Below are 22,757 nucleotides of genomic sequence, written 5' to 3' on the forward strand. Positions count from 1 at the left end.
ACTGCTCTATCTATCCGCCATCCAGACTTCACCAGCCTACTATCGCCAATTCGTCCCCGGCTTCTTATTTGCTCTTGCCGCCGTTCGCCTTTTCCATATGAATATTCTTACCCTTGATCTTTACATCCTTCATGGCATTTAACACTGCATCGGCGTTTTCTCTCGGCACTTCTACAAATGTATACTTGTCATACATATCAATGCTTCCGACCATTTTACCCGGCATGCCTGACTCGCCTGCGATGGCTCCCAGGATGTCACCCGGCTTCACGTTCTGGTTCTTTCCGATGTTGATGAACAGACGGGCCATATCTTCACGGCCGCTGTCATACCGGCTGTCACGGTCACGGCCTCCGCCGCTTCTGCTTCTTCCGCGTCCGTTGCCATTACGGCTTCCTCCGCTGTAATAGCTGTCTAAATCATCGAGAGAGCGTGGTTCTCTTGTGTCGACAATATCCTCACTCTCTTCGCCCATCATCATCTTTAACAGAGCGGCTGCCAGATCCAGGGAAGTATAATCTTCTTCCAACAGCTTCTTTTCAAGAATATTGATCATTTCGCTTAAATCAGATTCTTCGATGGTGTCCGCCACATTCTCTAAAATCTTATCGACTTTAATGCCTGTCACGTCATTCAGGGAAGGAATCGCCTGAGGAATGATCTTGGTCTTGCAGTAACGCTGAATATCGCGAAGCTTATAAACTTCTTTTCCAACCACAAAGCTGAATGCAATACCCTCGCGGCCGGCACGACCGGTACGGCCGATCCGGTGTACGTAGTACTCGTCATCCTGCGGGAGATCGTAGTTAAATACGGCTTCTACGTCATCTACGTCAATTCCGCGGGCCGCTACATCGGTGGCCACCAGAATATCGGTTCTGCCGTTACGGAAGCTGTTCATAACGCGGTCACGCTGAATCTGCTTCAAATCACCGTGCAGACCTTCCGCGAAATAGCCACGTCCCTGAAGTGCCTGTACCAGTTCATCCACGCCCTTCTTCGTATTACAGAACACAACGGAAAGCTTTGGTGCGTACATATCTAACAGACGGCACATAACCTCTACCTTTGTCTTCGGCTTTACTTCATAATAATACTGGGTTACCTTCGGAACAGTCAGTTCTTTCTTAACCACCTTCACAGTCACCGGTTCCTTCTGGAACTTGTGCGCAATGTCCGCGATCGCCTGAGGCATGGTAGCGGAAAACATCACAGTCTGGCGCTCCTCCGGAAGCTGGCTTAAAATAGTCTCCATATCCTCTAAAAAGCCCATGTTCAGCATCTCGTCGGCCTCATCCATAACTACGGTATGGATATGGTCAAATTTCACCGTCTTGCGGCGCATATGATCCATCACACGGCCCGGTGTTCCGATGATAATCTGGGTACCATCCTTTAAGGAGCGAATCTGTTTTACAATGTCCTGGCCGCCATAAATTGGAAGAACCTTGACACCGTGCATATATTTTGCTAATCTACGGATTTCGTCAGCCACCTGAATTGCAAGCTCTCTGGTGGGACACAGGGCGATCGCCTGGAGTTTCTTGGATTTCGGATCCACTTTCTGTAACAGCGGAATACCAAATGCGGCCGTCTTACCGGTTCCTGTCTGAGCCTGGCCAATAATGTCCCTGCCCTCCATCTGTACCGGAATCGCCTGCGTCTGAATCGGCGAAGCCTCCTCAAATCCCATGTCCGCAACTGCCCGCAGAATTCTTTCGTCTAGCTGTAATTCATCAAATCTCATTGTCTCCATAAATAAATAAGTCCTTTCTAGGCCTGCCGGGTTCAACTGTTGCCGACGGCCGCACACACACTTTTCGCAAAGAAAACGAGAGGTGTCAGGTATACGTTTCAGACCTTCATCCTCTCGTTTCACAAGTTTAAACTATAACAGAAATATTTTTTCATGTCAAGGAGTTTTCTTTATATCCATGATATCCCGACTATATATTTTTCTGTAACACACAAATTCCGCGCGCCCTTAAGTAGTTCAGGACCTCCAGCTTTTCCCTCTCTGTCTGAAATGCCCAAACTGGAATATTCAAAAAATACGGACCTTTCGTAAAAATAAATACCTCTTTTTTGCTCTCCACCACCTTGTAAATTGTGGGATAAGTCAGATTCCACTGTTCCGTATCCGTACAGAGGCTGATTCCCGACCGATCGAAGGAAATCACCTGACGGCCAGTCCTGTCCGGCACCGTTTTTCGGCGTTTTAAGGCTCGTTTTACGCCGCGGTAAATCCATTTCCTGCTGTAAAATATCTGATAAGCCATACCAATAAACAGAATAATAAAAATACCATAAACCGCAGCAGCCACCGGATCTCTGTCCCGTATAAATGAAAAGATTCCAACGCCTGTAAGCAGTAACAACGACAGTATCATAGTCATGCTTTCTGGTATTTTAAGTGCATACCTCGTCCGCATCATATAATACTTGCCTGCAGTCAGCACCTCCAGCCATTCTGCCTCCTCCTGAATAAATGCAAAGGAATATACCTGTTCTTCAGGGCATATGATCTCCGCCTGCTGGTCCAGAGGATCCATAAAGGCCTCCTGCTGCTGCTTTTCCTGCAGAAAGGCGAGGCAGCAGTCCATTTCGGCTTCGCCGGTGAACGCAGAATCCGGAAGTGTCAGCAGAGTCTTTACCGTCCCAATCCGTTTCATATAAACCAGGATCTGATGCCTCGTCTTTTCTGCATATAAAATGGAAGCGTAAGGATAACAGCTTACGCCTTCCGCCGTATACATCTCAATCCGATGTTCTCTAAACCGTACCAACTGCCGGTGCATAAGCGGACCTTTTATGATTCTGAAGTATTGAACCGTTTTAATAAGAACCGTGATTATCACGGCAAAGCCAAGCCACAGCCCGATTCCGGCACACAGATCGGTTATCCACCAGAGAATGGATGGGTCATGACCGCCGATCGCCACAACACCCACGGTGTAGATCAGGGATATTCCGGCAATAATAAGCATGACAGCCTGGATCTTTGACTCCTTCATCCCGTCCTTCTTAAGCCTCATATCCGACATCATGCGCAGAATATCCTTTTTTGAAAGCTGAACTTCGAGTTCACGCATTGGCGATCCCCCCTATCCTTTCTATTATCACAGTACTTTATGTATTTCTCTCCTATCGTCCTATCTCTTCCTCTTCAAAATATCTCTTCCATTTCATAGCACCTATTCCTCCCCATTATATATCATAGAAGAAACTACCGCAAGTCACAAACCCCAACTCTGAAAATCCCCTGCTTTACCTTTGCCCGACAAACAAAATCCAGAACCATCTAAACAAAAAAATTCAGAAAATATTTCCTTGACAAAAATTCTTTCTGCATGTTGCGATTAGTCCGTTACCAGACTATTTATTTATAAAACGGAGGTCAACTCAATCATGTACGATATTCTGACAGAACAGCTAAAACACTACACCGTACTCTGGCGGGAAACCAGCGCCCTGTACGAAGAATGGGCCAAAAAACGCGGTCTGTCCTATTATGAACTCCTGGTTATCCTTTCCATCATGGAGCCGGACGGCCCTTGTCTTCAGAAAGACATCTGCACCCACTGGCAGCTTCCGAAACAGACGGTCAACACCATCCTGAAAAACTTTGCCGGGCGCGCCTGGATTACACTTGTGCCTTCGGAGGAAGACCGGCGGGGCAAGGTCATTCTGCTGACTGACGCGGGCAGGTTATTTATGGAGGCCACGGCTTCCGATCTTCAGTCCCATGAAAGGTCCGTCTGGCAAAAGATGGGCCAGGAGAATGCCAGAGCACTGTTAGAGAGCACCGCGCTCTATAACAAACTATTTAAGGAGACAGACTCAAATGAAACTGCATAAAGAATTTTTCCACTACATCATTCCCTCCATGCTGGCCTTTGCGCTGTCAGGCGTCTATGCCATCGCCGATGGTTTTTTCGTTGGCAACGCCCTGGGCGACAGCGCCCTGGCCGCAGTCAATATTGCATACCCGCTGACAGCTTTTTAGCAGGCCGTCGGCACCGGAATCGGCATGGGCGGCGCGATTCAGTACGCCATCAGCGTCGGCACGGAAAATCATAAAAGGGGCCGCCAGTATTTCGGTATGTCTCTTATTATGTTAACCGTTTCCGGAATTCTTTTATCCATTCTTCTGCTGTTAAGCGCCCCTGTGGTCCTCCGCTTTTTTGGAGTGTCTGGCACAATCGGGGAGCTGGCGCGGGAGTACATTCTTTATATTGCTTTTGGAGCCATTTTTCAGGTTCTGGGAACGGGGCTCGTCCCCTTCATTCGCAATATGGGAGGCGCGTTTTCGGCCATGGCCGCTATGATCGCAGGTTTTTTAACGAACATATTTCTCGATTACCTGTTCGTATGGCATCTTCCCTTCGGTATGATGGGAGCCGCCGTTGCGACGGTTATTGGGCAGGCGGTGCGGCGGCCGTCACCTGCTATGCGCCGGTCAGCTATATTTCCGCCATCATTATCCTCCTGCTTCATGGTGTCAGTGACGGCTGTCAGCCGCTGATCAGTCTCTCCTACGGTGAGGGCCATCACGACCGTACAAAGCAGTTCCGCAACCTGGCGTATAGCTTTGCCGCCGCGGTCTCACTCCTGTGTATGGGAGTGCTGTTTCTCCTTCCAGGACAGGCGGCCGCGCTGTTCGGTGCCTCTCCCCAGATTACAGCGCGCGTTGCAGATATTCTCCATGTATTCCTGAGCGGTTACTTATTTGTCAGCATATCCAGGGTGACGACGGCCTATTTCTACGCTACGGACAAAGACATGCAGGCCTACATTATGATCTATGGGGAAGTAATAATCCTATTCCTGCTTCTGCTCATATTGCCGCAAATGACAGGGATCGGCGGAACATGGCTCTCAGTACCAGTCTCACAGCTGGCGGCTATGTGTATCAGTATCTTTTTGATTATGAAGGAAAAGAAAAAGGCGTAAAAATATTTTAATGTAAAATGCTATTGACAAACTGCTTTTTTGCTGTTAGGATGTTCAATAATTTATAAATCATTATATTTTTGAACAACTTCTTTATTCCAATGCATACCTTAAGGAGGACAAATCATGAACGGATTGGAGAACATCAGCAAGAAATCAGAGACAGATCACACCATCATACAAACGGAGGCAGGGCAGATCATACCCGCAGAAGAAGAAACCTGGAAGCAGATCTGGACGCGCAAGGGAAGGGCTGAGGGCGGCATAGAGGATCTTCTGGCCTTCGACGGATACGAGAGCACTCAGGTTGATATGGAAGAGGTGGCTGCTGAGATCAGCCGCCGCCTCAATATTCAGAAGGAAGATAAGGTACTGGAGGTCGGATGCGGCGCCGGAGCCCTGGCCCAGTACCTGGACTGCGATTATACGGGCATCGACTATTCCCCTACACTTGTCAGACGCCACATCGAGCTGCTGCACAATCCGGTTTTGGTCGGCGAGGCCGCCAATCTGCCGTTTAAAGATAAGACCTTTGACAAGGTCATCTGCTACGGCGTATTTCTTTATTTTGATGATAAGGAATACGCTCAGAGGGCTGCGGAGGAACTTTTACGGGTGGCAAAAAAGGGGGTACTGATCGGTGAGCTTCCCATCCGTTCCCACAGAACGGAGCATTTGCTGTTTACTCCGGAGGAATTCGAGGGCTGGGATATCAGCGACGGTTTTTACGATCCGTATAGAAAAGACAGGTTCAATGCGGCGTTGGTGTTCTGACCGGACGCCCGCTTCCCCTGTCTGTCTATATCACCCAGGCGGAAAGCATTCCAGTACCTCCAGGGTCTGCTCCGTCCGGTACTGATATTGCCTGACTCCATGAGGGATAAAGACTTCCATCCCTCTTTCCAGTTTCAAGGACTGATCACCCGCCAGCAGTTCCCCTGAACCGTCAGCGATAAAGGCAATGACAAAATGGTAATTTTCCGCATTGTATCCACCCCCGTCCGACAGAGAAATCCGGTTCATGGAAAAACGGTCTGTGGTGCCGCGTCCGATCAAACGAACAGCTCTTGCATCACCATCAGAAACCAAAGGCTGTGGCTTTACAAAGAACCGTTCCCTGGCCCGTTCCCGTTCCATGCAGGTAAAATCAAAACAGTCCAGCAGAATATCCATGCCCTTTCCTCCGTGAAGTGATTCTTCCGGCAGCACACTGCCATCCGGGCGGATTCGCTCCGCCCTTAGCGTTATGTCAACCGGTTCCTGAATCTCCGCCACCAGGCTGCCAGCCTCCAGCGCATGTGGCGTACCCGCCGGGATATAGACTACGTCTCCAGGCACGACAGCAAAACAGTGGAGGCAGTTCAGTATTTTCTCTGTATCCTGCGCTTCTATAATAAGAACAAAAGCATTCACGCGTCACCCCTGGACGAAATCCTGCATAAATGTAAGCCGGACGGTTCTTTTCCACAGCCAGAACATACCAACATTCTGTTTTTCCAAAAGGCAGGCCGAAATACCGCTTTGCCTTCTCCTTTGTCGGGTGAGTCTGCACCAGCAGACGTGTTCCCGAATTCAGCAGCTTGACCAGCACTGCCGGTGATGCGCCGTACACTTCCGTATGTTCTCTTCCGAGAAATGCTACCGGCTCCCTCTCCAGCAGTTCCTTCAAATATCCCCCTCCGTAATCTTCCCGAAGCACAGACAGACCCTCCGTCCCCTCCCGAAGTGAGGATGTAACCGTAGAGGCCAGCCATACCTGGGAATACCGGTTATCCGGGTCCTCGTACCTGAAAAACTCTTTTAATAAGGTTCCTCCTTTTATAAGATAGGCAACTCTATTCCGTTTCAGTACAAATGGCATTCTACTCAGTTCCATACCACACCTCCGTTCTGTTTTTAAGGATGCATGACATACTCCTCATAAATCTGCCGCATCTCCGCCATGGCCTCCTGCGGCAGAGGCAAAAATGGCCGCCTCATTTCCCCCATTTCAATACCTTCCATCTGAAGAATCGCTTTCAGGCATTTCAGGGTACCGTATTTTCTGGTGATTGAAATCACCTCATTGACGCGTGCCTGGCTCCGTCTGGCTGTATCCATGTCCCCGTTTAAGAAACCGTCATATATTTCCCGTATAACCGGCGCCAGGACATTATAGGTACTTCCGATACCGCCGTCGGCTCCGGCTGCCAGCCCCGATAAAAGCATCTGGTCAAATCCGTTAAACAGAGTCAGCTCCGGATGGCTTGCCTTCATGCGTTCCATCTGGAAAAACTCATTGGAAGTAAACTTCACCCCCGCCACATGACCGTTAGCGCACAGTTCATCCAGCAGATCAGACGTCAGTGAGAAACCTGACTGGCTCGGAAAATTGTATATAAACATGGGAAGATCCCCAGCATCCATAATATCAAAATAATACTGTTTAACCTCTTCGGTAGTGAATTTATAATAAAATGGGCTGATGGCAGAGACCGCGTCCGCTCCAGCCTGTCTGGCATGAACGGCACAATCCCTGGCAAACTCTGTAGAGATGTGCCCCACATGGGCAAATACCGTCTTTTCCCCGTTGTTCTCCTCCAGCACTGCCTCCAGAACCCGTTTCCGCTCGTCCAGGGAGAGCAGGAATGTCTCGCCGCTGCTCCCTGCCACATAGAACCCGTCAATCCCTTTTCCGATCAGATACCGTACCAGCTTTTTCATTTCTTTTAAGTTTACCTGGCCATACTGGTCGAATGGAGTCAACAGGGCTGCATAAATCCCTTTAAAATTCTTTTTCATACTGATACCTCATTGTTCTTTATTTTATGTCAACCTTTAACTGCTCCAGCCGATACACCTTCCGTAAAAAATTTCTGGAAAGAAAAGAAAATAATAAACAGCGGAAGCGCCGTCAGGACCGCACCAGCGAATTTCAGTCCGTAATCCACATCGCCTCCCGTAGTGTCAAACAGCTTGGCCACACCGACCGGCAGCGTATAGGAGTATTTATCGGTTGCATTTACCAGCTGCCATAAGTATCCGTTCCAGACACGGACCGCCGACAGAATCGCCAGTGCCCCGATACCAGGCTTGGACAGCGGAAGACCAAATTCCAGAAAAAACCGCATTTTACTGCAGCCATCTACCTCGGTGGCCTCCATAATCTCATTTGGAATAGAATCATAAAAATTCTTCAGCAGGTAAACACCAAACGGCATTGCCACATCGGGCAGTATAATCGCCCGATAAGTCCCCACCCATTGAAGCTTCACCATCAGCTTATATAAGGGTATGATATAAATCTCTTTTGGAATCAGTAGCGCCGCTATGATGAAGGCGAAAATAATCTTTCTGCCTGCAAACTCCATTTTTGACAGTCCATATCCCGCTGCCGAAGATACCAGCACCAGAAGAGCCACCGTAATCACGGTGATTGCCACGCTGTTCCCCATCCACCGCCACGCCGGGTTCTTCTCAAATACGTGGAGAAAATTCTGCACCGTTATCCTGGAGGGAATCCAATCCGGCGGAATCTTTACAATATCCGAAGAGTACTTGAAAGACCCGGTGAGCAGCCAGTAGACAGGGAACAGGGAAAAGACACAAAACAAAATTATCAGCACATTGGACGCCAGATCAAATTTAGACGCGTGTCTCAGCTTTACGGACAGCTTTCCATTCATCATCAGTCCCCCTTTCTCTTTCCTGCAACCAGCTGCTGCAAAAGTACAAGCACCAGTGTAAAGAGAAACAACAGTACTCCGATCGCCGATCCCACTCCTGTGTTGCCCTGTTCAAATGCCTGCTGGTACATCAGGTACATCATCGTAGTGGACTGATAGCTGGGGCCGCCGCGTGTGAGCAGCTGGATCACCACGAATACCCGGATCACCGCGGCCGTCTGTGTGATAAAGATAAATATGGTCGTAGGCCTCGTCAGCGGCACCAGCACGCAGCGGTACATATCCAGTCTGGAACCGCCGTCAATTTTACAGGCTTCAATCAGATCCTTTGAGATCCCGATCATATCGGCCACATAAAGGATCACACTCTGGCCGATATTCATGGTAAACAGGATAAAGATCAGGAGCACGAGGGTCCACGTCCTGTCCGCCAGGACGTTAACCGCCTCGAACCCGAACACCATGCTGAAATATTTTACAAGGCCGGACTGTGAATCCAGAATAAAACGCCAGATAATGGACATAACCACCATGGAGGCGATCACCGGAATATAAAGACAGACTCTCACTGCCGAAATATAGGACGGCATCTTGTCGAAAATGGCCCCCGCTATCCAGATTCCCATAATAATGAGCAGCGGCACCACGGTAACCACGAACAACACGCTGTTGCGGATTCCAATTATATAAATATCATCCGTAAATATCTTTACGTAATTCTCCAGGCCCACAAATGCATTGCGGCTGAACCTCGTGGTATAAAAGCTGCTGATAAATCCGCTGATTATGGGATAAATCATAAATACAACCGACAAGATCACAAACGGCCCCACAAAGAGGTACGCCTGCAAATTTGCCATCAGTTTTTTCCGTTTCATGGCAGTCCCCCTTTCAATCTGCTTATGGATTCAATACCAGAGAATTCTGTGCGTATTCATCAATTACTCTGTTTGCCTTCTCAGAATACTCTGCCAAAGCATCGGCCGCCGTCTTCTCCCCCGAATATACGGACTGAATCGCAGGAAATAAATCCTTCCTCGTCTCTACAAAGCCTGGAACGTTTCCTGTGAAATCCCAGAGATTTCCTGACATTTTTTCATAAGACGCGTAAATTGGATGCTCCGCCTCTGTGGCCTTTGCAATGGACGGGAAACACGGTGTACCGGCAGTATTGATTGCCTTCAGGCTTTCTTTATCCTGAAGGAGCCAGCGCAAAAATTCCTTTGCCACCTCGATTTCATCCTCTTTCCCGTTATTCATAATACAGGCTCCGTATATGTAACTGGCCATAATATTTCTGTCGGTTCCATTGTCTTCCACAGGTACGGAAGCCAGTCTGACATCGAACTTTCCGATCTCTCCGGAATCGATCTTTCCTTTGGTGGCCACATAGTTGGTATACTGTCCATGGGAAATGGCACAGAGCTGGTTCTGGAAATCCGGCATTACTTCGGTGCCATCCTTGGTGGCGACATCCGTATTGGTATATCCCGCGTCCGTCCATGCCTTCATGGTATCCAGGGCTTTTATTACATTTTCATCGGAACCGGAATTGCTTCTCCCATCCTTCCACATCTGGCCGCCATACATACTGAGCCAGTTCATCATGTGGGTATCTGCCTGTACGGAAGCCGCAAACAGCCCCAGCGGATATTTTTCCGTCCCCTTAAACTGCTCTCCTAACGCCGGCAGAATCTTATCCTGGAAATCAGAAAGCTTCCACGCCGCGATTTCCAGCTCGTCCTCAGGAACAAATTCCTCAAGGCCGGCCGCTTTGAAATAATCTGCATTATAAAGCAGCCCGAAATACGACTGGTATAATCCAATCATATAACTCTTCCCGTTGATGCATGTCGCATCGTAAGCGGATGGATAGATGTCGCTCTTTGCTGTCTGTGCAATCTCATCGATATCGAGAATGTTTCCCTGATGTACTTCATCTGCGGTGGTAAACCATGCAGACAGGAACAGGGCCGGCAAAGTCTTTGATTCCTTTGCCAGTGACAGCTTCGTCGCCCGGTCGGAACCCGCGAACTTATCCAGAACGACAGTGTAATTCAGGTCCTTATAGGCTTCTTCGAACCGTTCAATCACTCCCTGCAGAACCTCTTCGCTGACGTTAAAATCTGTCCACATCTGGATTTCCACCGGTCCTTCAGGAAGCCCTGACTCTTCTTCCGGGGCTGCCTCCGCCGCAGTCTCCGATGCTTTCTCCTTTACTGCGGCCTCCGTCTTTGTCTCCGCCGCCGTCCCGGCAGTTGTTGCCTTCACATCTGCTTTGCCGCATGCACACAGCGACAAAACCATACTCATCGCCACTATAATTGAAATACTCCTTCTCATATAAACTCCTCCAATCTGGCTGGCTCCTCTCCTGACCGGCGGCATCTGCCCGAGCAGCTCTGACGAACCACAAGTTCCGGCTGCAGTACTACCATCTTTTTCTCGGATATCTGACGTCCATTGGTAATGTCCAGCAGAAGATTTGCTGCATTTTCTCCTATCTCATAAGTCTTGAAGCTGACCGAAGTCAGCTTGACGGGCAGTTGTTCGCATACAGCCGTGTTATCATAGCCGATCAGGCCTAAATCGCATCCCACGGAAAGTCTCATCCGCTCTGCAGCCCGGTATACAATTTCTGCAATATTGTCGTTAAAGCACATGATCGCATCGGGACGTCCCGGTTTCGCCAGCAGTTCCTCCGCTGCCTTTTCCACATCAATCTTGTTCTGCCCGTTGTAACTGTAATATATTTCCTCCGGTATCAACCCGTGTTCCGTCATCGCGCTTAAATATCCCTGAAGGCGCGCCCTGGAGGTGGAATACCAATACCGGGCTAAAAATGCAATCTTTTGATACCCGCTGCCAATTGCGTGCTTTGTGGCAATATACGCACCATAAAAATCATTGGACAGCACCAGCGGCGCCTCGAAGCCGGATACCCCTCTGTTGCAGAAGACAATGGGGACTCCCGCCGCTCTGGCCTCAGAAAACATGGTAATACGCCCGGATTCATGGATGGTGGGAACGATAATAAGCCCTCCGATACCGGACCTGATGAATTTGCTGATATACTCATCCTGCTTATCCATCTCATAATCCGTATTTCCTATTATCACATTGATATTGTAACGATTTGCCACATCCTCGATACCTCTCACCATGCCCGGGTAAACATCCTTTCGAATATCAGGAATGATTACCCCCCAGCTGGCAGACGGAAACATATTTTCTGGTTCCTGCATCCGGCCTGAGGAAACAAAGGTACCGCTTCCATTTTTTGCGTATAAGTATCCCTCCCCAATCAGCTCTGAAATGGCTTTGTCTATGGTAGTCCTGGTCACATCATACTGTTTTACCAGCTGCGGCCTGGACTTCAGTCTGGAATCCGGGGCCATGCGCCTGATCTCCTGCAGAAGATCCTGCTTCACTTTCTGATAGCGGTACATTTCATTTTCCATACCCGTTCCTCCTGGTTTAAAAATCTGACGGTCAGCTTTGTTTTTAACATAGCACCTTTAGTAATTAGTGTCAATTAAAGTGAAATAACTATATTTTTTTCGTTTATATCGTATAATTTTCGACTATTTTTCCCTGTCTTTATACGTAAAAAAGCTGCCTGTTTATCATTCCGATAGGCAGGCCGCTTTTTGTTTAATATGTCCATCTCTGACAGGCATATCCTGTATTCTATTTCCTATATGATTCGGCACAACCTATATCCTATTTCATACGGTAAACCGGATCCGCCGGATATCCGCCGCGGATCTTCTGCATGCCCCGCTGAATGGCATCCTTAGACTGCTTCCAGTCTGCATCACGGTTTAAGTAATCGTATTTTTCAATAAACCAGTCCACATCCGCGGACAGGCGCTCCATGTTGCGCTGCATCACATCAAAAATCATGGGATAAAAGTCTCTGCGTTCGGCGTCGTTTAAATACCGGTCCGCCCCTGCGCACAGCTCCGCAAAATGATGGAGACAGACGCCCTTCCCGTTCTTAACCTTTTCCCGAAAGGCCGCGTCCTTTTTGTACAGATGAAAAAATGTGGCGATATATCGCTCATAGACCTGATTAAAACGATCACAGATATAGCAGGTCCGTTCCTTTTCGTTCACCCATTTTTCAATGGGATTCCCATTCACGCTGTCCCGTTTTCCAGCCTTTCCCGTAATCCGGTCCATCATGGAGGTTTTTCCCGGCGCATAATCCTTAAACTCGGACTTCATCTCCTGAATCAGTTTCTTATAATACGTCTTTAAAATCCATCCGTTCCCCAATGCATTGCCATAATCAAACATCTTCTTCTGATGGACCCGGCAGAATCCCGCCTTGTCCGTCGCTTCCCTCGTATCACTCTCCATATACGAGGCACAGGAACCCAGGACAAAGTCCATTAACTCCTGCTCCGTTTTCCGTTCCACGTAACAGAATGGACATTCGTCATCCGCATCCATCGCGTCATTCATTGGTATTTCATATAGTTTTTCCTTCATTGTTATCGCCCCGTCTTACACCTTGAACCGGTATCCCACGCCCCAGATCGTCTCGATATACTGCGGCTTCGCCGTATTAAACTCGATCTTCTCGCGGATCTTCTTAATATGAACCGTGACTGTGGCGATATCTCCGATGGATTCCATGTCCCAGATTTTGCTGAACAGCTCTTCCTTGGTAAACACGTGGTTCGGATTCTGTGCCAGGAAGGTCAGCAAATCAAATTCCTTTGTCGTAAAGCTCTTTTCCTCTCCGTTGACCCACACGCGTCTCGCGGTCTTGTCAATCTTCAGGCCGCGGATCTCGACAATCTCATTATCCGGAGTTCCGCTTCCGATCAGTCTTTCGTATCTGGCCAGATGAGCCTTGACACGGGCCACCATCTCACTTGGGCTGAATGGCTTCGTGATGTAATCGTCGGCGCCCAGTCCCAGGCCGCGGATCTTATCGATATCCTCTTTTTTCGCAGATACCATGATAATCGGGGTATTCTTCACTTCCCGGACCTTACGGCATATCTCGAATCCATCCACGCCCGGAAGCATCAGATCCAGAATCAGCAGATCGAAGTCTTCATGAAGAGCCTTCGTAAGTCCGGCTTCTCCATCATTCTCAATCTCCACCTCAAAGCCGCTCAGTTCCAGATAATCCTTCTCGAGCTCTGCAATACTCTCTTCGTCTTCAATAATCAGTATCCTGCTCATTCTGCAATAACCTCCTGATATTTTCTCAGCACAAAGTGTATCTCTGTGCCTATCCCTTCCTTGCTGGTCGCCCAGATCCTTCCGCCGTGGTCCTCGATAATCTTCTTTACGATAGAAAGCCCGATACCGCTTCCACCCTGAGAGGAGTTCCTGGAAGAGTCTGTCCGGTAGAACCGGTCGAAAATGTTGGGCAGATCTTTGGCCGCAATGCCTTTTCCATTATCCTCAATCTCAATCTGGATAAAATCTCCCACATCCTTGATGCGGATATTGATAATTCCGCTCTTCTTGTCAATATACTTCACTGAATTGCTGACAATATTGTTGATGACACGTCTCATCTGCTCCGCGTCGGCGATGACCATCACGTCCTCGTCCACATAGTTGAAATATCCCAGTTCGATATTTCTCGCTTCCATCTCCAGCCCCACCTCGTCGATACAGTCTCTGAAGTAGCTTGCCACATTGATCTTGGAAAATGTATACGGGATCTTGTTCGTATCGATCTTTGAGTAGAACGTCAGCTCATCGATCAGCTTATCCATGTCATTCGCCTTATTATAAATGGTCCGTATATACCGGTCTAACTTCTCCGGTGAGGACGCCACTCCGTCCATGATCCCTTCCACATAGCCCTTGATGGCTGTGATCGGGGTCTTTAAATCGTGAGAAATATTGCTGATTAACTCTTTATTTTCCTTGTCATACTGGATCTTCTCTTCCGCGTTCTCCTTCAGCCTCATGCGCATCTCTTCGAAATCCTGGCACAGCTGGCCGATCTCGTCGTCATTCTCCACTTCCAGTGCAAAATCCAGATTGCCGTCCCTGATCTTCTTCGTGGCCTCCTGGAGCCGCCCCAGCGGGTGTACCACAGAACTGTAGACCCACATCATCAGGATCGCGTCCGTAAACACGATGATCAGTATTACCGCCAGAAGCATCTCCGCCATCATGGCCTTGATCTCCGGAAGAAGTCCGTCTACATTGGATACAATGAACACACTGCCCTTTCCCTCATCCGGGTAAAGGAAATCCATCTGCTTGACCAGATGCTGCGTATCCCCATCCAGATAGATGGCTCCGTCGATGCTGCTGTCCACGTCTTCATACTTGGGCAGCTGATCGAGGAGCTCCTGAGTCACATGACTGTTTCCGTCAAATACGATCTGGTCGTCTTTTCGTACAATCATATATGCATATTTATTCGACAGCTTTTCATTCAGCTTCTGCATATATTCCATATCACTAAACTTCTCCGGGCTGCTGTCTAAAATCTTCTCGATTTCTTTCTGTTCAACCTGCGTCATCCGGTTAAAAATCTGAAGGGAATTGCCGGAAAAGAGATTTACCTGCTCCGTTAAATTATACGCCTTGCGGAACGATTTCATCTGATAATTGCTGAGTCCCGCCACAACCGCGTAAATCAGCGCCAGCGGCACCACGGTAATGATCACAAAAGCGACCGCCAGACGTGTTCTTAATTTTAGTTTCACAACGTGCGTCTCTCCTCTGCTTATAGTATTCCATTTTATACAAAAATATTATAACACAGAATGAAGACCGCATTTATAAAACTATTATAAAATTTGCCTGTCCCTTTATAAACTGCCGTTCCCTTCTGTAATCATTTCATCGGTCAGCAGAAGGCCGTTTGCCTCCAGATTCCGAACCGTGTACTGATTTACGTATGCATGTCCGCCGCATGCGGCCGGAATCACTGCAAATGGTCTGACTGACGGTTCTGCGCCGCTCTGGAGTGCGCTCATTCTCACGGCTCCGTCATCCAGCTCCAGTTCCGTCTGAATTGCGGCCGCACTGCCCCGGGACCACATCAATACTGCCATGCGCTGTACCGGAGCGAGTTTTTTCATTTTAAAATACCAGAGCGTTTCGCACTCCATCATCTCCCACTCCGGAATAAGGAGACAAAAACGGATTTCCCGGATTCCGCGGAAATTCATCCAAAAGCCCCGGACCTCCTCATATTCCAGATGGCTGAAATAGACCTGCTTATAATCATTCCTGCCATCCTCCTCGTATCCCAACTCAAAATTATCGTCCAGGCGCGCCTGATTATAGCGGACAATCTCTTCAAAACTCATATTTTCCGCCTCATAGCATCCGCTCTGAAATGCAAAGCCAGCCTGCCCCAGATCACGGTAAAAATCTGATACAAAACCTGGATACAGATCTTTTCTCCGAAACTGAAAAACCACACTAAAGTATGCCGGCATAACCGGTCTCACCGCCTCTCTCTAATTGTCAAACCAGAACACGATGCGTACCTCATCGTCACTTTTGATTCTCCACTCCTCTTTCAGCGCCTCCAGCCGGCTGATCAGCATGGTCAGGTTCAGATTTAAGTACCCCAGCCATTCCCGGTAGACCAGCCCGGCATCCGGTGTCTCCTTGCTCTTTTCATCAATGAACGCCAGCTGGTAAGGTTTCCCGGCCGCATCAAACTCCAGCATTTTCTCGTAGTCCTCTTCCCTGACCCAGCCTTTTAACGGCATCCGTCCTCCGTAGCCGCTTTCCTTCAGTTCTCGCAGCGTCAGCCAGGAGAGATCGTGGCAGTCAATGCTTCCGATCTCCATCTCGTCTGTTTCATAGCGAAAAACCAGGTCGTCCATCTGCTCCGGCAGGCCTCGCGGCTTCGCAATCGGGGGCCAGGAGCTTTCCTCCTCTTCTCCCCGGACTCCGGCCAGCAGATAAAACAACCCATAATCGCGGTGCCCATCGATCAAATCACGACGGCTGAAGCCGCCATCGCCCTGAATCCTTAAATCCGCCCACACATCGTCCCGATACCAGTGTTCAATGTTCTTCCAGCGCCGGTTACCGGGCTCCCTGTTCCAGAGCGTGTTGCCACGAACATCGGCGGTATACCCTTCTGCAAAGAGATGTATGTCACAGCCCATTGCGATTCCTCCATTCTCATGGATACCATACGTCCTTGTACGCTCATGTATCCCTTATTTTCCTCTAATAATCTGTTGAGCTGACTATAACATATTCATGGCGGAAAGTCACGCGGCGGCGCTCCAGAGGATAGTCACTTGTCAGTCCCTGGCGGATTATCACACAAAAACAGGTGAAAAAGAATCTTTCAAGCGCTTTGAAACGCTTTGCCAATTCTTTCTCACCTGTCTTTTCTCACTAATTTCCCACCCCGGCCGGACACCGGAATGATCGCGTTATTCCATTTATAAATACTTTTTCAAAAGCTCCACCTTATCCAGCTTCTCCCACGGCAGATCCAGATCATTTCTTCCGAAATGTCCGTATGCGGCAGTCTGCTTATAAAGTGGTCTGCGAAGATCGAGCATGCGGATAATTCCCGCCGGACGGAGGTCAAAGTTTTCACGGATGATCTCAACCAGTTTATCATTGCTTAACTTACCTGTTCCGAACGTATCCACCATGATGGAAGTCGGATGTGCCACACCAATGGCATAGGACAGCTGAATCTCGCATTTATCCGCCAGACCTGCCGCCACCATGTTTTTAGCCACGTAGCGGGCCGCGTAAGCCGCTGAACGGTCTACCTTGGTGCAGTCCTTACCGGAGAAGGCGCCGCCGCCGTGGCGCGCATATCCGCCGTAGCTGTCTACGATGATCTTTCTTCCTGTCAGTCCGCTGTCTCCCTGCGGTCCGCCGATAACGAAACGTCCTGTCGGGTTGATGAAGAACTTGGTCTCCTCATCGATCATATCAGCCGGGATAATAGCGTCAAATACATACTCTTTGATATCCTTGTGAATCTGTTCCTGAGTAACGGCCTCGTCGTGCTGGGTCGATAAAACCACTGCTTCCAGACGGATCGGACGGCCATTCTGATCGTATTCCACCGTAACCTGAGTCTTTCCATCCGGACGCAGGTACTTTAATGTGCCGTCTTTGCGCACCTTCGTCAGCTGCAGCGCCAGTTTGTGAGCCAGGGCGATCGGATAAGGCATATACTCTTCCGTCTCATTGCTGGCAAAACCGAACATCATGCCCTGGTCGCCGGCGCCGATTGCATCCAGCTCAGCCTCAGACATCGTGTGTTCCTTCGCTTCCAGAGCCTTGTTTACGCCCATAGCGATATCCGGGGACTGTTCATCCAGGGATACGACCACACCGCAGGTATCGCAGTCAAAGCCGTATTTCGCGCGGTCATAGCCGATCTGGCGAATCGTCTCGCGGACTACCTTCTGGATATCCACGTATGCGTGAGTGGTCACCTCACCCATAACCAGTACAAGACCTGTGGTACAGCAAGTCTCACAGGCCACACGGCTCATCGGGTCCTGCTTTAACATCTCGTCCAGAATCGCATCGGAAATCTGGTCGCACATTTTGTCCGGATGGCCTTCCGTCACGGACTCGGATGTAAATAATAATTTCTCCATGTTGTCATTTCCTCCTTATGTACATGGGGGAGTCAGATAGCCTGCAGCCAGCTGCCGGTTTTCCAACCCTCACGGCAGTCGCCAAATTCAAACAAGATTGACTTTGGCTCGTTGTCCGCGGGAATAACAAAAAGAAAAGCCCGCAGCAATGCGGACTTGATAAATCATGTATCAAATCCTCTTATTGCTCGATTTCTCGCTCAGGTTGGCACCTTCCGCCCTCTCCTGACTGCACACCAATGTGCGCCATTCAGGCCGGGGTTGCCGTGACTTCACAGATCCTTTTATCTCCATCACTCTGAATAAGGGATATTACGTACTTTTCAATTGTTATTCTGTTTCCTGTTACTTCTGTTGCGATATTAATATTATCGTATGAAGGAAGCCTTGTCAAGCATTTTTCATAGGATGCAAACTTTTTTATTTACTGTTCATCCGCCCTCAAAAGTGATATGATAGAGACAGTAATTACATAAAATGTACGAAAATGTCAAAAGCAGGAGGAAATGAAACCATGAGATTAGTAACACGTTCTGACTTTGATGGTCTCGTCTGCGGCGCTCTTCTAAAAGAGGCAGGCGTCATCGACCATTGGAAATTTGCTCATCCGAAGGACTTACAGGACGGTCTCGTCGAGATCACAGAGGATGACTGTCTGGCAAATGTCCCCTTTGTAGAAGGCTGCGGCCTTTGGTTCGACCATCATTCCAGCGAGTTCGAGAGACTCGAGCTGGAAGGTAAATACAAAGGAGAGAGCCGTCTGGCCCCTTCCTGTGCCAGGATTATCTACGAATACTACGGCGGAAATGAGCGTTTCTCTCATTTTAATGAGATGATGGAGGCCGTGGACAAGGTGGACTCCGGTCACCTCACCATCGATGAAATCCAGAATCCGAAGGGCTGGATACTGATCGGCTTTCTCATGGACCCGAGAACCGGCCTGGGACGCTGGAGAAATTTTACAATCTCCAACTACCAGTTAATGGAGCGTTTGATCGACGCCTGCCGCACCATGAACACCGAGGAAATCTTAAATCTTCCGGATGTACAGGAGCGGATCGAGGTCTATTTTGAGCAGACAGAGAAATTCATGGCCATGATTTCCGAACATACCAGAGTGGAACAGGATGTGATCATCTCAGACCTGCGGGGAGTCGATCCCATCTATACGGGCAACCGTTTCCTGATCTACAGCATGTATCCGGAGCAGAATATTTCCGCATGGATCGTCAATGGAAAGGGCGGCATCGGCTGCTCTGTCGCAGTCGGTTACAGCATCTTAAACCGCACCGCATCTCTCGATGTCGGAAGCCTGATGTTAAAATACGGCGGCGGCGGTCACAAGAACGTCGGCACCTGCCAGTTTGGCGATGAAACCATGGAAGAGCAGCTTCCTAAACTTCTGCATGAACTGGTTTATCCAACCCTGTAACAGTCATACGAATGGCCGTCGGAATTGTCCGGCGGCCGTTTCTATTTCTATTGACAATAAGTATTATTTGTATTACTATATATAATACAAATAATACTTATTTCAGAAAGGGGGTTATTCCATGATTATTCGTCTGAATACGGCCTGCACTGTCCCCATATACGTCCAGCTGCGGAACCAGATTGTTACCGGAATTGGAAGAGGGGAACTGAAAGTTGGTGAAAAACTTCCCACGGTACGTCAGCTGGCCCTCGATGCGGGTGTCAATACCATGACGGTAAACAAGACTTATCAGATTCTCCGTGCGGAGGGCTTTATCGAGATAGACCGGAGAAACGGCGCGACCGTGCGTCCGATGAAGGACACGACTTTACAGTACCGTGAAAAACTAAAGGAAGAGCTGGAGCTGATTGGAGCGGAAGCCTGCTTAAAGGGAATGGATAAGAAGGAATTTCTGACGATCTGCGAAGAAATTTTTGCGCATATGGAACCGGCGATCGAGCCATCATAAGGACACGTTTATAAGGACACATTCATAAGGACACGCTCATAAGGACACATTTATAAGAGCACTGACAGAAACAACGGAGGGACAGACATGGATTTTGCACTATTTGTCATTTTCTTAATCACAGATTGGAGCATCGTAGGAATCTCTGCCGCAGTATACGGCGGCAAACACCGCTACCGGGAAGGCATGATATTTGGTGTCCATGTCCCGGAATCGGCGGTTCTGGATGAAGACACCGCTTCATTAACCGCTCATTACAGGAAAGTAAACCGGAATTTTTACGTCATCAATCTGGTGGCAGGAACGGGAGCTGCGCTTCTCTCCCTGGGACATCTTTCCATCTTTATGATCGTTTGGACACTCTGGCTCCTGGAATTCTGCATCGTGTCCATGGGGCTCCTAATTTTTGCCCACCGCCGCATGTATAGCCTGAAAGTTTCTAAGAAATGGATAGTAGGCGAGCCCGTCCGGACGGTGATCGTGGATACCTCAGTCTCCTCCGTGTCTGAAAAGCTGCCGTTTTCCCACTGGTGGCACTTACCGGTAATTCTGGCCAGCATCCTGGCGCTGTTTTTCCTTCCTCATCTCCGGGAATATTTCGGAGACAGCTATCTGCGCTTTCTTTTGCCAGGCGCTGTTCTTCTTATGGAAGCGATATTCTGGTTCGTACACGTCTGGTACAGTCACCGGGAAAATGTGGTATACAGCAATGACAGTAAGATCAATCTGGCAGTCAACCGTTTAACGAAGCGTGTCTGGTCCGGGATGTGGATCGCCTCCAATTACCTTATGCTTCTCTCCATGGCCATTCTGCTGATTCCGCTGGCCGTACGCGGTTCGACAACTACACTGGAATTATTCCTCTTCCTGGCCATTCAGATCACTGTGATCGTATTGATTACTGCCTCCATCCTATGGCTGGAAAATAAACGGAATGATATCCTGTCCGCCGACCGCTCACCGCTCCTGGTAGACGATGACCTGTACTGGAAAAATGGCTGGTACAGTAATCCTGACGATAAACGTTTCTTCGTTCAGGACCGGATGTGCAGCGCCAACTTCAGCATGAACATGGCAAAACCGGCTGCAAAAGCCATAACCGGCACCATAACAGCGGGGACCGTCCTTCTCCTCGTCTGGATCTGCGCCGTCTTTGTGCGGATGGATTTTGTGCAGCCGCAGCTTTCCCTCCGCGGCGCCAACGTGGAGGTGACCGCGGGAATGTATGATATCTCCTTTTCCAGAGACGACATTCTGGAGGCGGAGCTCCTCGACAGCCTCCCGGAAGAACCGCTACGCAGGACCAACGGCGCCGCCACAGGCGGCTATCTTCTCGGCAAATTCTACGGGAATCAAACCGGTGAATGCCGGCTGTATATATACAGGAATGTCCGGCCTATACTGGCCATTTATCTGCCGGAATACACCGTGTTTATCAACAGCAAAACGCCGGGAGAAGTGGAGGCGTGGTATGACAGCCTGAAAAATCCGTCACGATCACCCGCAAGCTCTGCCCACGAGTCACCGTGACCCTCGCGGAAATAAATATCCCGGGAAGAATCTCTTCTTCCCGGGATCAATCTTATCTGTATCCGTTCGGATTATTGGACTGCCATCTCCAGGAATCCTCGCACATCTCGTCAATTCCTCTTTCTGCTTCCCAGCCCAGTTCCTTCTTAGCAAGCGCCGCATCCGCGTAGCACTCGGCGATATCGCCAGGTCTTCTTGGCTTGATTGCGTATGGAATCTGTTTTCCGCAGGCTTTGGAGAATGCCTCGATCATCTGAAGCACGCTGAAGCCCTTGCCGGTTCCCAGATTGTAGATGCGTACGTCCGGCTCGGACTGAGCCAGTTTATCGACTGCTTTTACGTGGCCGATGGCCAGATCCACGACGTGAATGTAGTCACGGACACCCGTTCCATCCGGTGTATCGTAGTCATTGCCGAATACGCCCACTTCCTTCAGTTTGCCTACGGCAACCTGGGTGATGTATGGAGTTAAATTGTTCGGAATACCTGCCGGATCTTCTCCGATCAAACCGCTCTTATGAGCTCCCACCGGATTGAAGTAACGGAGTAAAATCACGCTCCATTCCGGATCCGCGGTATGTAAATCAGTCAAAATCTGCTCCAGCATACTCTTCGTCTGGCCGTATGGATTGGTAATCTTTCCCTTCGGGCAGTCCTCGGTAATCGGAACGAACGCCGGGTCTCCGTATACGGTAGCTGAGGAGCTGAAAATGATCTTCTTCACGCCATGGTTTCTCATCACGTCACACAGAACGAGCGTGCCGGTAATATTGTTATGGTAATATTCCAGCGGCTTTGCCACGGATTCGCCTACTGCCTTTAAGCCGGCGAAATGGATCACCGCATCGATTGTCTCTTTGCTGAAGATCTCCTCCATAGCAGCCTTATCAAGTAAATCTGCCTTATAAAAGGTCACATCTTTTCCTGTAATCTGTTTTACCCGGTTTAAGGATTCCTCTGAAGAGTTGCATAAATTATCGACAACAACGACTTCCTGTCCCTGATTCAGCAGTTCCACACATGTATGGCTTCCGATATATCCGGCGCCTCCGGTCACTAAAATTCTCATTTAT

Annotated in this window: 23 protein-coding genes, 1 pseudogene and 1 riboswitch; of the genes and pseudogenes, 8 read left to right on the forward strand and 16 right to left on the reverse strand. The window is 49.1% G+C overall.

What is annotated here, in order from left to right; translation table 11 throughout:
- Positions 1 to 64: 64 nt before the first annotated feature.
- On the reverse strand, positions 65 to 1,756 hold the full coding sequence (locus M1L66_RS30805) for a DEAD/DEAH box helicase (RefSeq protein WP_434689464.1): 1,692 nt from the start codon (positions 1,754 to 1,756) through the stop codon (positions 65 to 67).
- Positions 1,757 to 1,946: 190 nt separating this feature from the next.
- On the reverse strand, positions 1,947 to 3,092 hold the full coding sequence (locus M1L66_RS30810; RefSeq protein ID WP_434689465.1) for a YcxB family protein: 1,146 nt from the start codon (positions 3,090 to 3,092) through the stop codon (positions 1,947 to 1,949).
- A 316-nt stretch (positions 3,093 to 3,408) separates the two neighbouring features.
- On the opposite strand from M1L66_RS30810, the gene M1L66_RS30815 reads away from it, so the two are divergent.
- From M1L66_RS30815 to M1L66_RS30835, 5 genes and pseudogenes are all read left to right on the forward strand, one after another.
- Complete coding sequence (locus tag M1L66_RS30815) at positions 3,409 to 3,858, forward strand: MarR family winged helix-turn-helix transcriptional regulator (RefSeq protein ID WP_434689467.1); 450 nt, start codon at positions 3,409 to 3,411, stop codon at positions 3,856 to 3,858.
- On the forward strand, positions 3,845 to 4,006 hold the full coding sequence (locus M1L66_RS30820; RefSeq protein WP_434689469.1) for a hypothetical protein: 162 nt from the start codon (positions 3,845 to 3,847) through the stop codon (positions 4,004 to 4,006). Before M1L66_RS30815 ends, M1L66_RS30820 begins: the two co-directional genes overlap by 14 nt.
- 24 nt (positions 4,007 to 4,030) lie before the next feature.
- Positions 4,031 to 4,306, forward strand: a pseudogene (locus tag M1L66_RS30825) (MATE family efflux transporter); the annotation flags it as partial.
- A 65-nt stretch (positions 4,307 to 4,371) separates the two neighbouring features.
- Positions 4,372 to 4,953: an MATE family efflux transporter gene (locus M1L66_RS30830; RefSeq protein WP_434689471.1), complete on the forward strand. Its 582-nt coding sequence runs from the start codon at positions 4,372 to 4,374 to the stop codon at positions 4,951 to 4,953.
- Between the two features lie 126 nt (positions 4,954 to 5,079).
- Positions 5,080 to 5,727 carry a class I SAM-dependent methyltransferase gene (locus tag M1L66_RS30835; RefSeq protein ID WP_434689473.1) on the forward strand — a complete coding sequence of 216 codons (648 nt, stop codon included), beginning with the start codon at positions 5,080 to 5,082 and terminating at the stop codon, positions 5,725 to 5,727.
- A gap of 30 nt (positions 5,728 to 5,757) precedes the next feature.
- Here the strand turns inward: M1L66_RS30835 and M1L66_RS30840 are convergent, their stop codons facing one another.
- From M1L66_RS30840 to metK, 13 genes are all read right to left on the reverse strand, one after another.
- Positions 5,758 to 6,228 (reverse strand): hypothetical protein, encoded by a 471-nt coding sequence (locus M1L66_RS30840; RefSeq protein WP_434689475.1) that lies wholly within the window; start codon positions 6,226 to 6,228, stop codon positions 5,758 to 5,760.
- The gene (locus M1L66_RS30845; RefSeq protein WP_434689477.1) at positions 6,203 to 6,829 is read right to left on the reverse strand and encodes a hypothetical protein; all 627 of its coding nucleotides are present in this window, start codon (positions 6,827 to 6,829) and stop codon (positions 6,203 to 6,205) included. Before M1L66_RS30845 ends, M1L66_RS30840 begins: the two co-directional genes overlap by 26 nt.
- Positions 6,830 to 6,849: 20 nt before the next feature.
- On the reverse strand, positions 6,850 to 7,734 hold the full coding sequence (locus tag M1L66_RS30850; protein ID WP_434689479.1) for an N-acetylneuraminate lyase: 885 nt from the start codon (positions 7,732 to 7,734) through the stop codon (positions 6,850 to 6,852).
- Positions 7,735 to 7,763: 29 nt separating this feature from the next.
- Entirely contained in the window at positions 7,764 to 8,621 is an 858-nt protein-coding gene (locus M1L66_RS30855) for a carbohydrate ABC transporter permease (protein WP_187020528.1), read from the reverse strand.
- Complete coding sequence (locus M1L66_RS30860; protein WP_187020530.1) at positions 8,621 to 9,496, reverse strand: carbohydrate ABC transporter permease; 876 nt, start codon at positions 9,494 to 9,496, stop codon at positions 8,621 to 8,623. The genes M1L66_RS30855 and M1L66_RS30860 overlap by 1 nt, the downstream gene beginning before the upstream one ends.
- Positions 9,497 to 9,518: 22 nt before the next feature.
- Positions 9,519 to 10,961: an ABC transporter substrate-binding protein gene (locus M1L66_RS30865; RefSeq protein WP_434689481.1), complete on the reverse strand. Its 1,443-nt coding sequence runs from the start codon at positions 10,959 to 10,961 to the stop codon at positions 9,519 to 9,521.
- Entirely contained in the window at positions 10,958 to 12,079 is a 1,122-nt protein-coding gene (locus tag M1L66_RS30870; RefSeq protein ID WP_434689483.1) for a GntR family transcriptional regulator, read from the reverse strand. Before M1L66_RS30870 ends, M1L66_RS30865 begins: the two co-directional genes overlap by 4 nt.
- A gap of 262 nt (positions 12,080 to 12,341) precedes the next feature.
- Positions 12,342 to 13,115, reverse strand: a complete 774-nt coding sequence (locus tag M1L66_RS30875; RefSeq protein ID WP_187020535.1) for a DUF6062 family protein — start codon at positions 13,113 to 13,115, stop codon at positions 12,342 to 12,344.
- A gap of 15 nt (positions 13,116 to 13,130) precedes the next feature.
- The gene (locus tag M1L66_RS30880) at positions 13,131 to 13,820 is read right to left on the reverse strand and encodes a response regulator transcription factor (protein ID WP_002605020.1); all 690 of its coding nucleotides are present in this window, start codon (positions 13,818 to 13,820) and stop codon (positions 13,131 to 13,133) included.
- On the reverse strand, positions 13,817 to 15,313 hold the full coding sequence (locus tag M1L66_RS30885) for a sensor histidine kinase (RefSeq protein ID WP_187020537.1): 1,497 nt from the start codon (positions 15,311 to 15,313) through the stop codon (positions 13,817 to 13,819). Before M1L66_RS30885 ends, M1L66_RS30880 begins: the two co-directional genes overlap by 4 nt.
- 105 nt (positions 15,314 to 15,418) lie before the next feature.
- The gene (locus M1L66_RS30890) at positions 15,419 to 16,054 is read right to left on the reverse strand and encodes a hypothetical protein (RefSeq protein ID WP_187020538.1); all 636 of its coding nucleotides are present in this window, start codon (positions 16,052 to 16,054) and stop codon (positions 15,419 to 15,421) included.
- Positions 16,055 to 16,075: 21 nt separating this feature from the next.
- On the reverse strand, positions 16,076 to 16,738 hold the full coding sequence (locus tag M1L66_RS30895) for a hypothetical protein (RefSeq protein ID WP_187020540.1): 663 nt from the start codon (positions 16,736 to 16,738) through the stop codon (positions 16,076 to 16,078).
- 285 nt (positions 16,739 to 17,023) lie between these two features.
- On the reverse strand, positions 17,024 to 18,211 hold the full coding sequence (gene metK / locus M1L66_RS30900) for a methionine adenosyltransferase (RefSeq protein ID WP_187020541.1): 1,188 nt from the start codon (positions 18,209 to 18,211) through the stop codon (positions 17,024 to 17,026).
- Positions 18,212 to 18,389: 178 nt separating this feature from the next.
- Positions 18,390 to 18,520, reverse strand: a riboswitch (SAM riboswitch).
- A 205-nt stretch (positions 18,521 to 18,725) separates the two neighbouring features.
- Here metK and M1L66_RS30905 point away from each other — a divergent pair.
- From M1L66_RS30905 to M1L66_RS30915, 3 genes are all read left to right on the forward strand, one after another.
- The gene (locus M1L66_RS30905) at positions 18,726 to 19,643 is read left to right on the forward strand and encodes an exopolyphosphatase (protein ID WP_117633496.1); all 918 of its coding nucleotides are present in this window, start codon (positions 18,726 to 18,728) and stop codon (positions 19,641 to 19,643) included.
- A gap of 121 nt (positions 19,644 to 19,764) precedes the next feature.
- Entirely contained in the window at positions 19,765 to 20,154 is a 390-nt protein-coding gene (locus M1L66_RS30910; protein WP_187020543.1) for a GntR family transcriptional regulator, read from the forward strand.
- An 87-nt stretch (positions 20,155 to 20,241) separates the two neighbouring features.
- Entirely contained in the window at positions 20,242 to 21,684 is a 1,443-nt protein-coding gene (locus M1L66_RS30915; protein ID WP_434689488.1) for a hypothetical protein, read from the forward strand.
- 52 nt (positions 21,685 to 21,736) lie between these two features.
- Here M1L66_RS30915 and galE read toward each other — a convergent pair whose 3' ends face one another.
- Complete coding sequence (gene galE, locus M1L66_RS30920) at positions 21,737 to 22,753, reverse strand: UDP-glucose 4-epimerase GalE (protein ID WP_055653183.1); 1,017 nt, start codon at positions 22,751 to 22,753, stop codon at positions 21,737 to 21,739.
- Positions 22,754 to 22,757 lie beyond the last annotated feature (4 nt).

Source organism: Hungatella sp. SB206 (genome assembly GCF_051132295.1).
In the GTDB taxonomy this organism is placed as follows: Bacteria; Bacillota; Clostridia; order Lachnospirales; family Lachnospiraceae; genus Hungatella; species Hungatella effluvii.

Coding starts and splice junctions, on each gene's coding strand:
- M1L66_RS30820 (WP_434689469.1), top strand. CDS start 3,845: ATGAAACTGCATAAAGAATTTTTCCACTACATCATTCCCTCCATGCTG.
- M1L66_RS30875 (WP_187020535.1), bottom strand. CDS start 13,115: ATGAAGGAAAAACTATATGAAATACCAATGAATGACGCGATGGATGCG.
- M1L66_RS30905 (WP_117633496.1), top strand. CDS start 18,726: ATGAGATTAGTAACACGTTCTGACTTTGATGGTCTCGTCTGCGGCGCT.
- M1L66_RS30815 (WP_434689467.1), top strand. CDS start 3,409: ATGTACGATATTCTGACAGAACAGCTAAAACACTACACCGTACTCTGG.
- M1L66_RS30850 (WP_434689479.1), bottom strand. CDS start 7,734: ATGAAAAAGAATTTTAAAGGGATTTATGCAGCCCTGTTGACTCCATTC.
- M1L66_RS30810 (WP_434689465.1), bottom strand. CDS start 3,092: ATGCGTGAACTCGAAGTTCAGCTTTCAAAAAAGGATATTCTGCGCATG.
- M1L66_RS30855 (WP_187020528.1), bottom strand. CDS start 8,621: ATGATGAATGGAAAGCTGTCCGTAAAGCTGAGACACGCGTCTAAATTT.
- M1L66_RS30880 (WP_002605020.1), bottom strand. CDS start 13,820: ATGAGCAGGATACTGATTATTGAAGACGAAGAGAGTATTGCAGAGCTC.
- M1L66_RS30910 (WP_187020543.1), top strand. CDS start 19,765: ATGATTATTCGTCTGAATACGGCCTGCACTGTCCCCATATACGTCCAG.
- M1L66_RS30860 (WP_187020530.1), bottom strand. CDS start 9,496: ATGAAACGGAAAAAACTGATGGCAAATTTGCAGGCGTACCTCTTTGTG.
- M1L66_RS30845 (WP_434689477.1), bottom strand. CDS start 6,829: ATGGAACTGAGTAGAATGCCATTTGTACTGAAACGGAATAGAGTTGCC.
- M1L66_RS30915 (WP_434689488.1), top strand. CDS start 20,242: ATGGATTTTGCACTATTTGTCATTTTCTTAATCACAGATTGGAGCATC.
- M1L66_RS30830 (WP_434689471.1), top strand. CDS start 4,372: ATGGCATCTTCCCTTCGGTATGATGGGAGCCGCCGTTGCGACGGTTAT.
- metK (WP_187020541.1), bottom strand. CDS start 18,211: ATGGAGAAATTATTATTTACATCCGAGTCCGTGACGGAAGGCCATCCG.
- M1L66_RS30805 (WP_434689464.1), bottom strand. CDS start 1,756: ATGGAGACAATGAGATTTGATGAATTACAGCTAGACGAAAGAATTCTG.
- galE (WP_055653183.1), bottom strand. CDS start 22,753: ATGAGAATTTTAGTGACCGGAGGCGCCGGATATATCGGAAGCCATACA.
- M1L66_RS30870 (WP_434689483.1), bottom strand. CDS start 12,079: ATGGAAAATGAAATGTACCGCTATCAGAAAGTGAAGCAGGATCTTCTG.
- M1L66_RS30890 (WP_187020538.1), bottom strand. CDS start 16,054: ATGCCGGCATACTTTAGTGTGGTTTTTCAGTTTCGGAGAAAAGATCTG.
- M1L66_RS30835 (WP_434689473.1), top strand. CDS start 5,080: ATGAACGGATTGGAGAACATCAGCAAGAAATCAGAGACAGATCACACC.
- M1L66_RS30865 (WP_434689481.1), bottom strand. CDS start 10,961: ATGAGAAGGAGTATTTCAATTATAGTGGCGATGAGTATGGTTTTGTCG.
- M1L66_RS30895 (WP_187020540.1), bottom strand. CDS start 16,738: ATGGGCTGTGACATACATCTCTTTGCAGAAGGGTATACCGCCGATGTT.